The sequence below is a fragment of the Paraburkholderia sp. GAS42 genome, from assembly GCF_050436565.1.
Lineage (GTDB): Bacteria > Pseudomonadota > Gammaproteobacteria > Burkholderiales > Burkholderiaceae > Paraburkholderia.
The window spans coordinates 71981-85414 of the sequence record NZ_JBNDML010000009.1 but is presented as its reverse complement, the minus strand read 5'-3'; the positions used below and the strand labels follow the sequence as shown (position 1 = coordinate 85414).

Below are 13434 nucleotides of genomic sequence, written 5' to 3'. Positions count from 1 at the left end.
GGCGCGCCGCTGCGAACGTGTTTTTTGTTCTAAGGATATACGTGGACGAGGGTTGCCTGTCCCGACCGGCTGTGTGCCCGGCCGTCGAAAGCTGCGCGCGTGCCTTGCGATATGGATATGCGAAACCGTTCGTTGGCGGACCTGCCGGGCGACGGTACGATGAATCCGTCTCCTCTATGACACCTCCTTTGACATGGGACTCGCCCCGACACCGGTTTCGATGTCGGGGCATTTTTTTACCCGGGTTGGTGTTTTGCGATTCCTCTGCCTGTTATTCGCGGCAATGATGGGACGATGCATGCGTGTCTGGATGCAGAAGCCGTGGGTTCAACTACACTCTACGACGCAGCGAATTCCGGGAGCCGTGTCTGCGCGCCTGTGATGATCTGCATGAACCCGTCACGGAGCACGTAGAGACAGATGAACAATGCACTGGATTCCAGCGAGCAGGACCAGGTCGTCCTGCTGGACGACGTTCCCAGACCCGATGCCGACGCCGGCGCGCCGCTGGTGCTGGCCAATGAAAGGCTGGTTGCGATTGTCTATCGCATCGCTGAAGCCGACTTCGAACGCTTCGGCCCGTTCAGCGACGATGATCCATTCTGCGTGGTCGCATTTTCGGCGGCGGCGTTTCACCAGTTTGGGCCGCCGCGTAACGCCGATCTGCCTGCTCACTTCCTCGCTTCAAGAGGCCTGCGCGGATACTCCGCGCATGAGGTCATGCATTCGTCGCTGATTGCGGATTCGTGGGGGCGTGACTTCTCGCTAGAGGGCGGTCTGCGACACTTCGTGCTGACGTTCGGCGAATCGACACTCGAATGCGTCGCGGGCGACTACACGGTGGCAGGCATTTACGGAAACGGGGATATCGCAGGACGCGAGGCTTTTTCGCTTTGCCAGTGACCGTCGTATTCAGCATGCTCACGCTCACGGCCGGCCGCTAGCGCGTCATCAGCGGGCTATCTTGCTCTAGCGATACGCGACTGGGTCCACAGAATTTCTGACCCTTCCGGCGCGCATACAGATGCGACGTGCGGTGATCGGGTTATCCCGCGTTGACCGGCAAACAGCCGGCTACTTACAATCTGTTTGTTCAAAAATAGAATTCTTGTTCTTTAAGCGAACATCTGAAGAGCAAATCGACCGTGCCTTATTTATCAGGTGCGCAACCCGGGCGAACGGCATGACGCGCGCCGTGCAGTACCAGCAGTTCAAATTCCCGGAGTACTACCCGGTGCCCAGGCCTGCGGGCCGCTACGCATTGCAGGCGTGCCAGCGCACCAAAAAGGCAACGAGCCTGGCACGGCGGGTGTCGGGCACATCATCAACGCCACGGCGACCATCGGCGACGGCTTCCAGAGCGCGTCTTCGTCCTCGCGTAGTCAGTTTGTTGCAGGCGCAGGTATTGTTCACCGGTTCTGACCGGATGAAATCGTAATGCGGACGGCGCGATAGCGCCGTCCGCCGTCAGGAGGTGAGACGTGAACCGAAACACTGCCGTCAACGTGCAGACGTTTATCAATGAGCAGCCCTTTTCCGGGTTTCAATGGCTCATCTTTTTCATGTGCTTTGTCATCGTTCTGCTCGACGGGTTTGACACCGCGGCGATCGGCTTCATTGCGCCTTCGCTGATTACGGAGTGGAACATCAGCAAACCAGCGCTTGCGCCGGTGTTGAGCGCTGCGTTATTCGGCCTTGCGTGCGGAGCGCTCGTGTCGGGTCCGCTCTCCGACCGGCTCGGCCGGCGACTGATGTTGCTGGGGGCTGTCATGCTCTTCGGTGTTGCGTGTCTTGGTTCGGCTTTTTCTACAGACATCCAGCAACTGACTGTTCTGCGGTTCGTGACCGGGATCGGCCTTGGTGCCGCGATGCCCAACGCAGTCACGATGATGGGCGAGTTCTGTCCGGACCGTCGGCGCGCGACGGTGATCAACCTGATGTTTTGCGGTTTCCCGCTCGGCGCGGCGTTCGGCGGCTTTCTCGCAGCGTGGCTGATTCCGCAATTTGGGTGGCGCAGCGTGCTGTTGCTGGGTGGTGCGACGCCTTTGGTGCTCTCTGTGATCTTGCTCCTCAAGCTGCCGGAATCGGTGCGCTACATGGTCGCGAAGAATCATCCGGTCGAAAGAATCCGCGCAGTGCTTGGCCGCCTTTCAAGCGCCGCGGAGCAGGCAGGGTCTTTTGTGATGACTGAGCAGGCACCGCAGGTGGAGGGTAAAACCGGCGCTGCACTCGTGCTGTCCAGGTCGTACATCGTAGGCACGGTGATGCTGTGGCTCGCTTACTTCATGGGCCTCGTGATCTTCTACGCTTCGATCAACTGGATGCCGATCCTGTTGAAGGAAGCCGGCCTCAACCCGCAGCGCGCGACGCTGATCTCTGCGCTCTTCCCGCTAGGCGGCGTTGGTGCAGTGTTGTGTGGCGTCCTGATGGATCGCTTCAACGCCAATCGAATTATTGCCGTGTGCTATGCACTCACCGCTGTTAGCGTTTATTGCATCGGGCAGGCAGTCGGCAACGTCGGTGTGCTGGTGCTCACGGTGTTTGTGGCAGGCGTGTTGATGAATACCGCGCAATCGTCCTTGCCCGCGCTGGCCGCTGCTTTTTATCCGACACAGGGGCGTGGCACCGGGGTGGCATGGATGCTTGGCATCGGACGCTTTGGCGGCATCGCGGGTTCGTTCCTTGTCGCGGAACTGACGCGCCGGCATTTCACGTTTGCGGGGATATTCGCATGTGTCGCGCTGGCGGGCGTGATCTCCTGCGTCGCCTTGCTGATCAAGCAGGCGTCGCGCCCGGAGTCACGCGTGTCGGCGCCGCTGGAGACGGGGTCGCTGGGGCATTGAGCGGTACGCAGGAGGGCGACGTTGTGGATATGTCGTTACGACGCGACCTCGGCGGGCGCTGGAATGCGCCCGGCGGTGAGCATGAGGCCCTCCACCATTCGTGCTTCGGCCCTCGCAATGCTCTCCAGCGACGCAGCCGCTAACTGATCTGCGAAGATTTCCAGCGCAAGGCATAACCACGCGTATTCAGTATCGCCCATCAACCAGACGCCATTTTCGCGTTCGGCAGCGTCGATTCGCGTCATGGAAGCGTGCGCTGCCTGTATGTCCGCAATTTCGTCTTTCTGGTATCCGAGGCGGCACAGCGCCTCGGATACCAGCAACTGCCGACCCAGAGTCGAGAACAGGTCGCGCGATCCATGACCTCGCCGGAATGCGTCCAGCGCTGCGTAGCACTGCAGCAGCATGGCCTGAGTGACAGGCTCATGGGTGGCGCGACTAAAAGTCAGCGCCCGCAGCAGCGGTGACATTGCCGGTTGGGCGTCGTGTTTGCGGTTTCGCGATTTACCAGGCATGGTGGTTTGAACCTCTTTCCGTAACTTTGGGTCCCGCAAGCGGTGCGCTGACGGCGGAACAGGCGACCCTTGAGGTGAGTCGATGAACCCATCATGACGGGCAACAATTAAGGCAGCCTTAAAAGGCGGGATGCGCACGCCCTCGCTGCGGCGAGAAGTGGCTGAATGGGGACGGGGCGTGGTGTTTTGCTGTGGATGCACTCATTCGCGGTTGCGGTCGCGGCCTTGACCTGAGCCCCAACCGCGATCAGCGTGGCACCGCATTGCACGGTGCAAGATTCTCACGGGCGCCGGCCAGGCGGCCATCGAGACCGCTGCCGGGAGAATGTTCGATCTAGCGCACGAGAGACGGGCGTTTGTTATCGAACTTCCAGTTTGGAATCAGGAATTGCATGGCGACGCCGTCATCACGGGCGCCCAGGCCGTGTTGTTGATACAGCGCATGCGCCTTCTCGAGTTCATCCAGATCGAGTTCTACGCCAAGGCCTGCCTTCTCCGGCACCTTCACCTTACCGCCGACAATCTGCAGCGGATCGCGCGTGAGGCGTTGCCCGTCCTGCCAGATCCAGTGGGTATCGATGGCAGTAATCTTGCCGGGCGCGGCAGCCGCAACCTGCGTGAACATCGCGAGCGAAATGTCGAAGTGGTTGTTTGAATGCGAGCCCCACGTCAGACCCCACTCGTTGCACATCTGTGCGACGCGTACCGAGCCTTGCATGGTCCAGAAGTGCGGGTCGGCGAGCGGGATGTCCACGGATTGCAGCTGGATAGCGTGACCCATCTGACGCCAGTCGGTGGCAATCATGTTCGTAGCGGTCGGCAAGCCAGTCGCGCGGCGGAATTCGGCCATCACTTCGCGACCCGAGTAGCCATTTTCCGCGCCGCAAGGGTCTTCCGCATAGGCGAGTACGTCGTGCCTGTCACGGCAAAGACGGACTGCTTCCGCAAGCGACCAGGCGCCATTCGGGTCGAGCGTCACGCGCGCCTTGGGGAATCGTTCGGCCAAAGCTGTCACCGCTTCGATCTCGGCGTCGCCGGGAAGCACGCCGCCTTTCAGCTTGAAGTCATTAAAGCCGTAGCGCGCTTGAGCCGCTTCAGCCAGACGCACAACCGCCTCGGGCGTCATGGCTTCTTCGGTGCGAACGCGTTCCCAGTCGTCGCGGCCTTCGGCTCCGCTTGCATAGGGCAGGTCGGTCTTTTTCCGGTCGCCGATGTAGAACAGGTAACCGAGCATTTCGACTTCGTCGCGCTGCTGGCCTTCGCCAAGGAGTGCGGCAACAGGCACGCCCAGATGCTGCCCGAGCAGATCGAGCAGCGCGGCTTCGAGCGCGGTTACCGCATGGATGGTCGTGCGCAGGTCGAATGTCTGCAGGCCGCGTCCGCCGGCATCGCGGTCAGCGAACTGGGTGCGCGCCTTGTTGAGCACGGCCTGAAGATTGCCGATTGACTGACCCATAACCAGCGGCCTTGCGTCATCGATGGTCTTGCGAATGCTCTCGCCGCCGGGGACTTCGCCGACGCCGGTATTGCCGGCGCTGTCCCGCAGGATGACGACGTTGCGGGTGAAGAACGGACCGTGTGCGCCGCTCAGATTCATCAACATGCTGTCGCGACCGGCGACCGGAACGACGCGCAATTCAATGACCGTCGGCGTGGCGTTCGATTGGGATGTATGGGTGGACATGAGAGTAGGACCAGGTAAGTTTAGAAATCGACCGGCGGGGGTGTTCCGGGCGATCAAAGCGCTTTGCTATGTACGGGTTGCGCGAGCACGTCATGGTTCACACGACGATTGCGGGCAAGGAAGACCGCGGCCGCTGCAATCAATGATGCCACCGCGAGCCCGTACAGACCTCCGGAAATCGAGCCGGTGTGCTGTTGCAGGTAGCCGAACGTAGCCGGCGCGAAGAAGCCGCCCAGATTCCCGATCGAATTGATGAGCGCGATCACGCCGGCCGCGACCCGCGCGTCCAGATAACCCTGGGGGATAGGCCAGAACAGCGACGCCGCAGCCTTGAAGCCGATTGCCGAAAAGCAGATTGCAACAAACGAAAACACGGCATTACCAGACGTCGAGGCAAACAGTCCGCACGCGGCGATAACCAGCGCTGTGGCGACCCATGCCTGCTGAAAGCGCCATTTCGCGGAAAGCACGGCAAAGCAATACATCGCGACGATCGCGATAAGCCACGGGACAGCGTTGTACATACCGACCTGGAAGTCTGTCAGGCCGCCCATCTTGCGAATAATCGTCGGCAGCCAGAAGGTTGCCGCGTAAATCGTCAGCTGGATCGCGAAGTAGAGGAAACAGAAAAGAAGGATTTGCGGGTCCTTTAACAGCTTCATCGTCGGTAGATGCGCGCCACCGAGTGCTTCGCGTTCTGCCTGTTCAGCGGCGATGGATGATTCGAGAATCACCTGCTCCTCTGCCGTCAGCCACGAAGCATCACGAATCCGTGATTTCAGCAGTACCCAGCTGAAGCCGCACAGTACGATCGAAAATCCGCCTTCGATCAGAAACATCCACTGCCAGCCGTGCAGGCCGAGCCCGCGGATGGAGAGAAGTCCCCCCGAGATCGGGCCGGACAGAACGGACGCGAGTGCTGAGCCGGCCAGGAACACGGCGATGGCCTTACCGCGCTCTTTCTGCGGCAACCATTGCGTGAAGTAAAAAACGACGCCGGGGAAGAAGCCTGCTTCGGCCACCCCGAGCAGGAAGCGGAGCACATAAAACGACGTGTCATTCCAGACGAAGGCCATGGCTGCCGCCACGAGACCCCAGGTCCCCATGATGCGGGTGAGCCACGCGCGGGCGCCGTACCGCTGCATCAGAACGTTCGATGGCACTTCGAACAGCGCATATCCGATGAAGAACAAACCGCTGCCGAGCCCATATGCGGCGGCGCCGATGCCCAGATCCGTCTGCATGTGCGAGTTGACGAAGCCGATGTTCACGCGGTCGATGTAGTTTGCGATGAACATAACAAGGAAGAGCGGAAGAATGTGCCGCTTGACCTTGGAGACCGCTGATTCGAGCGGGTCGGTCGCGGTGGCGAGTGCAGATATCAAGGTTGTCTCCAGTATCGGCCGGTGCGTCGGCCCAATCGAACTGAACGCGGTAGCGGATGAACATCCGCCGCGAAATACGTCATAGGTTGTCTGATGACAGTCTACTTTTTCGATATCAGGTTTCCAATTGGGTGTTTACCCTGTAGTAGCGCACGCCTGCATATATGGAGTTGCCGAGAATATGCTGTGTTGGTGGAGTTAGAAGCGCCGATAAGCTAGGACGTCCGACAACATGAATTGTAGCTGACGCTGACACCTGGCGCTATGATGATGGTCGAGACGTCAGATGACGTCGTCGTTCCGCGCGCAACGTGCGCATGTCCAACTGACGAGCCAGCAAACCGCAACATGAGCAGCCTGACTGACAAGGTGGTGGCCACCCTCACGGACGAAATCCGGCGCGGAGCCCTGAGGCCCGGCGACAGGATTCCGACAGAGGTGGAAATGATGAAGCAGCTCTCCGTGAGCCGCTCCGTTGTTCGCGAGGCGATTTCGCGGCTGCAGGCGGCGAAGGTTGTCGAGACTCGCCACGGCATCGGCACCTTCGTTCTTGAGCCGGGAAAGGAAGAGCCGATGCACATTGCCACGGCCGACCTTTCGAGCATGCTCGACGTGATGGCCATCATCGAGTTCCGCATTGACGTCGAGGCAGCGTCGGCCGCTCTGGCAGCAGCGAGGCGCACCGGGCAGCATCTCAAGCAGATTCGTAGCGCGCTGGAGCGTTTCGAGTCTGAACTTGAGCGGGGAAGCACCGACGTGCTGGCGCACGACATCGAATTCCACCTGCAGATCGCGCGGGCATGCGGGAATCGCTATTTCTTCGACGTGCTCAGCCAACTGGGCCGCGCGGTCAGTCCGCGAACGCGGCTAGGCTCCGCGGAGATCGCAGAGCTTGACCATATCGAGCACCTGCGGAACGTGCTCGCCGAGCACCAGCTGATTTACCGGGCAATCGAGCGTCAGGACGCGGACGACGCGCGTGCCGCAATGCGGATGCATCTGAGTAACAGTCGCGAACGTCTCCGGCGGGCACACGCGCTGAGTGCCGCAACCGTTTAAGGCGTTGCGACGGAAACGATCTGGAAGAGTTGCGAGGGCAGCTGATTCAGAGTGCCGATTCGCATCCCGTCGAACATGGCGTAAGCTGGCCGCTTGACCGGTTGGTGGCGTCGGCGGCAAATCTGCGAACCGGGTCGGTCAACCCGCGTTCGCGCCTTTCATAGGGAAGAAAGCGATGCGGACGATGAAAGCAGTGCAGGTGACGCAGGCTGGCGGTCCTCTGGAACTCGTCGAACGGGATGTGCCGGAGCCAGGCGTTGGACATGTGTTGATCAAGATTCAGGCCTGTGGCATCTGTCACAGCGATGTGCTGACGAAAGACGGTCTGTGGCCGGGGCTGCAATATCCTCGGGTGCCCGGGCACGAAATCGCAGGCCTCATCGATACGGTCGGTCCGGGCGTCGAGGGATGGCAGGCAGGGCAGCGGGTCGGCGTCGGCTGGCACGGAGGACATTGCGGAAGGTGCGAGCGTTGCCGTCAGGGCGACTTCGTTCTATGTCAGCGTGCGCTTGTGCCTGGCATCAGCTACGACGGCGGCTATGCCGAGTTCATGGTGGCGCCCGTCGAAGCGCTGGCGCGTATTCCGGATGATCTATCCGATGTCGATGCGGCACCGCTGCTGTGCGCAGGCATTACGACATTCAACGCATTGCGCAACAGCGGCGCGCGTGCAGGCGACGTGGTCGCGGTTCTCGGCATCGGCGGCCTCGGCCATCTCGGCGTGCAGTTCGCGAAAAAAATGGGATTCGTCACGGTGGCAATCGCTCGAGGCAAGGACAAGGCAAGTCTTGCGAAACAACTCGGCGCGCATCATTACATCGACAGCAATGCGGGGAACGTGGCGCAAGCGTTGCAGGCACTGGGCGGCGCTCGCGTTATCCTCGCGACCGTCACAAGCGGAAAGGCGATGAGCGCCGCAGCAGGCGGTCTGGGACTGAACGGCAAGCTGATCTTGATTGGACTGTCGGAGGAACCCGTTGAAGTCCCAATCGCGCAGTTCATCATGGGGCGAAATTCGGTGCAGGGCTGGCCATCAGGTACATCGGCCGATTCGCATGACACGCTCGCCTTCAGCGCGCTAACCGGCATCAAACCCATGATCGAAGAATTTCCACTGACGAAGGCGGCGGACGCCTACGACCGCATGATGAGCGGCGCGGCGCGTTTCAGGGTGGTGCTCAACACCGGACATTAGATAATCCGCGAGATTGCTCACGCGTTATACGTGGTGCCGTCGGTGCGAAGCGGTTTTATTTGCGTGGATATATCGGTGTAGTACCGATGACAGATAACCGCGCAACGTACGAAGCTGGAGAAAGGAGACATGAGGTGCGAAATCAATCAACCGAATGGTCAAGCAGCGACGTCCCGCCCGGTGACCGCACTGACGCCTGGCAGTCAGTGCTTAGTACCAGCTACCGCGAGTGGCAAGTCCCACATCGCCTTCCTGCTACGTTCTACGCCCACGTCAAACAACATGACTTCGCCGGAGCCGGGATTGTCGAGACGGTGTGCGACCCCTGCACAGGGCAGCGCAGGCGTGGCCAGGTCCGCCACGATGACGAGCTCTACGTTGGCGTGCAGCTCACGACTGGAGGGCGGGAACGCTTTAGGATTGGCGATTGTGGCGTTGAAGTTACATCCGGTGATGTCGTCGTATGGACAACGGGCCAGGCAGTGGAATTTGAGGTTCTTGAGCGCCTGCACAAGGTAACACTCATGATTCCGTGGTCAGTGATGCGGGAACGGCTGCCGGAGCGAAAGCAACCCCCGACCGGTGGAAAAATCGAAAGCCGTACAGGCGTCGGCTCGCTGCTGGCGGTACACCTGCTGGCTCTTTCGAATGAAATCGCAACACTCGACGAGAGCGTTAAAGGTTCTGTCAGCAGGTCCACGCTCGAACTGCTAGGCATCGCGCTATCGGGACAGCAACCGTCAGCGACGTTCGACGCAAGTGCGGCCATGCTGAGGCGCGTGCAAGACTACATCCTGCAGCATCTGCATGAAGACGACCTTGGCCCAGGCCGCATCGCGGACGCAAATCACATTTCGCTGCGATACCTGCATATGCTGTTTCAGCGCAGCGACATGACTGTTTCAGAGTGGGTGATGGATAGGCGTTTGCACGCCTGCAAACAGGCACTGACGGACCCTGCATACAACCGGCAGAGAATATCCGAGATTGCGTTTCGTTGGGGCTTCAATTCGACAAGCCATTTTTGCCGCGCATTCAGGGAGAAGTACGGCGCCTCTCCGGGCGACGTACGCAGGACAACAGGCGTTGGTCCCCTGGACGAATTGGCGTGAGACAAAACGGTTGGTTTTAAATCCCGACGGATCGGCTCGCACGGCGAAGCGAATGAGATGAAACCGTTCGACGTCCACGCCGCTCTAGACGTAGTGTCCCGAACGCTCCAGGACCTCAATCTTGTAGCCGTCTGGGTCCTGGATAAAGAAGAACCGTGCGAGCATTTCTTCTCCGCGCTTGAACTCCTTCACGGACGTCGGATTGATGCCGAGTCCGGTCATCCGCGCGTGCTCGCTTTCCAGCCCTGCAACTGCCACGGCGATATGCCCGTAGCCGTCACCGTGCGTGTATGCCGGTTCGCGACCCTTGTTCCACGTCAGTTCAATTTCGAAATCGTTCTCTTCGTTGCGAAGATAGACAAGGGAGAAGTCCGGGAAATCCAGCTGGTGGCTTATCGACAGGCCGAGAGCGTCCTTGTAGAACTGCAAGGATCGCTCAAGGTCGTGAACCCGCACCATCGAATGAATGATTTTGGCCAACTATTTCCTCGATGCGTAGACCACGACGCGGTCACATGGCCACGTCGGGCTGAGCCGGTTAAACCGGGGAGCGGCAGAGCGTTTCACCGTCGTCAATGCGGATGAGGCCGCCATGAATGTAACTTGATTTGCTCTTCCGTTTAGTCGATGAGTCAGGCCGAGAACGATGTAAACGTTTGAACCGCAATCTTTCCGTCTTTAACGAACAGCGTGTCCGTCGCGAGCGTGACCCATGGCTTCGCCTCCCACGCGAGGTATGCGATCTCGCCCGCCGTACTGAGGCTGGTGATTTTGAACGCCGGCCAGAAGGCGGGGTCGGCGCCGTCCAGGAAGGCTTTGAAGAAACCGGTTATCTCGTCCCGGCCACGAAAGGTCCTGTCGGGTGTGATGAGAGTGGAGTTGTCGTCATAGTCCTTGAGAATCTCATCGAGACCGTTGGCAAACGCGCCGAGATGATGGTCGAGAACCTGTCTCGTTGCTCCCTGTGCCTGTTCAGATGAATATGACATGTCGAGTTTCCATGAAGAATCACTGGGGAACCGGCAATGCTGGCCATTGCCGGCGCATGACGAGGTCGCGGGTATGGTCAGCCTGCGTATGCGCGCTGCGCCTCGTCCCACGTCACAACCACAATAGGCGTACCGTCTTCCTTGATGAATGACAGCGGACCAAGAAAGGTCATGTAAAACTCGCTATCGACGGGGAAGTAGGTCTTGTCGTGACGGGCATTTGCGGACTCGTAGCCATATGCCGGCGCAACAACCGTGTCGCCGCCCTGTTCACGGCCACCACGGACATCCATTCGACCCTTCGTCAGCAGGTATTCACCCGGCCCGACGTGAAAGTGCGCATTGAAGGACGAGCCTGCGGGGCAGTCGAAAATCGCGGTCCATGCGCCCATTTCCGGAGACGCATGGAGCATCTTCCAGCGGATACCTCCTTTCGAAAGCGCGTCGGGAAACGCCTTCCACGGAATGTCATTGATTTGCACTGCTTCTTCGCGAACCTTCGGCTTGATTTCCATCGTCGTCTCCTGATTTTCGCCGAACCGCTGTCGAGTCCGGCAAGGTTTGGGCGTGTGATTCAACGATATGTCAGGGGGCGGCTCGACGATTGCACGCTAGTGCACGTCGAGTTGCCTGCCAGCGCAGTATAGATTCGCCAACTGCTTAATACGCTTTAAATACCTGGCCGGTGCCCCGTCTAACCAGGTGACGCCGCGACCCTGACACCCCCTTATCGAATGATCTTAATGTCATGCCCGTGGTCGTGTTTTCCGACGAAAACGACATACGTAATCATTTCCGTCGTGTGATGCATCGGGTCCAAGTATCCGAGGCAGTGCAGCACTCTTTGGTCGCGACGTGGACGGTAACTCCACGTTACCAATCTCTTAGGTCCGTTTCACCTGTAAATGCGCGCAGTCCCTAGACTTCCATCACTGGCAGTTAACGCTGAGTTTGCGTGCCCATTGACCCGGTTTCGACTGGGAGATGTTAAATCGGCGCAATGGCGGACGTTGTCGCGGGTCGACGCCGCAGTCACTCCAGTCAGCCCTTGGCACGCGTCGGAGCCGACAGCGCCTCAACTTGCGGGGGAACACCATGCAGAAAAGCCCTGGCCTCCAGGTGACCGCACAACTGGGCGACGCGGAGATGTGCGCAGAGTACTGCGAGCAAACCGGCCGTCTTCGTATTTCTCAAGAGGGAGTGCTCTTACGCGAGTGGTTTCCACCGAACTCATGGATTGCCATCGCGTCGGTCGCTGGTGCCCGCAATTGGGGAACACGTCCAGACCCGGACGAACTGCGCGCCTTGCTTGAAAGCCAGATGTTGTTGCTGCGCATTGTCTAAGTGCGGGTTGTCAGGCGTTCGAGCCAATGGGAACTGCGATGCATGGAACACGGGCCACTTATCGCGAGCCTTGGCCTGGGTTCATCATATTGTCCGCTGGTAGCATTCCCGGCAACGCCTCTACAAAGAAATCTGTTTGCAACGCCGCTCCAGCCTGCATGTCGTACTGTGCAAAGTCCCGCACGCCCGCTGCCAGCAGGACTTCGTCGTCGAGGAAAAAATTTCCTGAACACTCTTTAGCGAGGCGCGTCAGGATATAGTGGGCCGCGTCGGCGACTATTTCCGGCTTGCGACATGCCGCAATCATGTCCGCGCCGCCAATCTCGTTTCGCACCGCATCGGTTGCGATGGCAGTTCTGGGCCATAGTGAATTGACCGCGACACCGCGGTCCTTGAACTCGCCAGCAAGCGCCAGCGTGAACAGGCTCATCGTGTATTTTGCGATGGCGTATGCCGGAAAATCTTTAAACCACTTCGCGTCGCTGACCAAAGGCGGCGACAGTGTGAGGATGTGCGGGTTCGACGAATTGAGGAGGTGAGGCAGGCAGGCCTGTGCACATACGAACGTGCCTCTGCCATTGACTCCATGCATCAGGTCATACCGTTTGACGGGTGTGTCAAGTGTGCCAGTCAATCGAATGGCGCTGGCATTGTTCACGAGGATATCGATGCCGCCGAATAACCCGACGGTCTCCGCAACCGCGGCTTTCACGCGTTCCTCGTCGCGAATGTCCACAACAAGCGGGAGCGCCTTGCCGCCAGCAGCTTCAATAGCGGCAGCCGCTGTATAAATCGTACCCTCGAGACGCGGGTCTGGGTCGGCGGTCTTTGCGGCAATCACGATGTTCGCGCCGTCGCGAGCGGCTCTCAGTGCAATCGCGAGTCCGATGCCGCGGCTGCCACCGGACATGAATAGGGTCTTCCCGGCAAGGTCCATGGTCGTCTCCTGATGATTTACTGCAGCATACGCTTCTGTAGCTATTGCGGCGCCGATGGCACTGGAGTCGTGGACGGCAACCAGAAGACTTCACATGCCAGATATTCGCGAGTGCTCATCGTTCGACGGCTGATGCGCGGTGTTGCCTCAACGAGAAATGTATTCCGCTCAGAGTTCGAGGATGGTCGCTGCGCACGTCCGATAAAGTGCATTGCGAGAGTGCCATATCGTCCGACTCCCAGTCCAGGCCTGTGCAGTGACCCCCAGTCTTAAGCGTTGGTTCCCCTCAACACCAAAATCCGTCCTGCAACAGTGTTTTGCGAAGTCGGACAATGTGGCATCGAGGCAAGCTTAAACGCGGCTCAAACCCA

General features: G+C 59.5%; 13 protein-coding genes. 6 read left to right on the top strand and 7 right to left on the bottom strand.

Annotated features, from left to right (window positions below; all coding sequences use genetic code 11):
- The first annotated feature begins 420 nt into the window (after positions 1–420).
- Complete coding sequence (locus P3T16_RS15360; protein WP_429342917.1) at positions 421–903, top strand: hypothetical protein; 483 nt, start codon at positions 421–423, stop codon at positions 901–903.
- 578 nt (positions 904–1481) lie between these two features.
- Complete coding sequence (locus tag P3T16_RS15355; protein ID WP_429342916.1) at positions 1482–2843, top strand: MFS transporter; 1362 nt, start codon at positions 1482–1484, stop codon at positions 2841–2843.
- A 35-nt stretch (positions 2844–2878) separates the two neighbouring features.
- On the opposite strand, the gene P3T16_RS15350 is transcribed toward P3T16_RS15355, so the two are convergent.
- The 3 genes from P3T16_RS15350 to P3T16_RS15340 form a co-directional block, all read right to left on the bottom strand.
- Positions 2879–3358 (bottom strand): hypothetical protein, encoded by a 480-nt coding sequence (locus P3T16_RS15350; protein ID WP_429255934.1) that lies wholly within the window; start codon positions 3356–3358, stop codon positions 2879–2881.
- Positions 3359–3692: 334 nt separating this feature from the next.
- Positions 3693–5042: a glucarate dehydratase gene (gene gudD / locus P3T16_RS15345; protein WP_429342915.1), complete on the bottom strand. Its 1350-nt coding sequence runs from the start codon at positions 5040–5042 to the stop codon at positions 3693–3695.
- Between the two features lie 53 nt (positions 5043–5095).
- Positions 5096–6427: an MFS transporter gene (locus tag P3T16_RS15340; RefSeq protein WP_429342914.1), complete on the bottom strand. Its 1332-nt coding sequence runs from the start codon at positions 6425–6427 to the stop codon at positions 5096–5098.
- Positions 6428–6775: 348 nt separating this feature from the next.
- Between P3T16_RS15340 and P3T16_RS15335 the strand changes: the two genes are divergently transcribed.
- The 3 genes from P3T16_RS15335 (at position 6776) to P3T16_RS15325 (ending at position 9793) form a co-directional block, all read left to right on the top strand.
- A complete protein-coding gene (locus tag P3T16_RS15335; protein ID WP_429342913.1) occupies positions 6776–7486 on the top strand; it encodes a FadR/GntR family transcriptional regulator in 711 nt (236 codons plus the stop codon).
- Positions 7487–7661: 175 nt separating this feature from the next.
- Positions 7662–8681: an alcohol dehydrogenase gene (locus tag P3T16_RS15330; RefSeq protein ID WP_429342912.1), complete on the top strand. Its 1020-nt coding sequence runs from the start codon at positions 7662–7664 to the stop codon at positions 8679–8681.
- Positions 8682–8767: 86 nt separating this feature from the next.
- Entirely contained in the window at positions 8768–9793 is a 1026-nt protein-coding gene (locus P3T16_RS15325; protein WP_429342911.1) for a helix-turn-helix domain-containing protein, read from the top strand.
- Between the two features lie 84 nt (positions 9794–9877).
- Here P3T16_RS15325 and P3T16_RS15320 read toward each other — a convergent pair whose 3' ends face one another.
- The 3 genes from P3T16_RS15320 to P3T16_RS15310 form a co-directional block, all read right to left on the bottom strand.
- A complete protein-coding gene (locus P3T16_RS15320; RefSeq protein WP_429255811.1) occupies positions 9878–10273 on the bottom strand; it encodes a VOC family protein in 396 nt (131 codons plus the stop codon).
- 152 nt (positions 10274–10425) lie between these two features.
- On the bottom strand, positions 10426–10782 hold the full coding sequence (locus P3T16_RS15315; RefSeq protein ID WP_429342910.1) for a nuclear transport factor 2 family protein: 357 nt from the start codon (positions 10780–10782) through the stop codon (positions 10426–10428).
- Positions 10783–10859: 77 nt separating this feature from the next.
- Positions 10860–11297: a cupin domain-containing protein gene (locus P3T16_RS15310; protein WP_429255809.1), complete on the bottom strand. Its 438-nt coding sequence runs from the start codon at positions 11295–11297 to the stop codon at positions 10860–10862.
- A 580-nt stretch (positions 11298–11877) separates the two neighbouring features.
- Between P3T16_RS15310 and P3T16_RS15305 the strand changes: the two genes are divergently transcribed.
- Entirely contained in the window at positions 11878–12126 is a 249-nt protein-coding gene (locus P3T16_RS15305) for a hypothetical protein (protein WP_429342909.1), read from the top strand.
- A gap of 58 nt (positions 12127–12184) precedes the next feature.
- Here P3T16_RS15305 and P3T16_RS15300 read toward each other — a convergent pair whose 3' ends face one another.
- The gene (locus P3T16_RS15300) at positions 12185–13063 is read right to left on the bottom strand and encodes an SDR family oxidoreductase (protein WP_429342908.1); all 879 of its coding nucleotides are present in this window, start codon (positions 13061–13063) and stop codon (positions 12185–12187) included.
- Positions 13064–13434 lie beyond the last annotated feature (371 nt).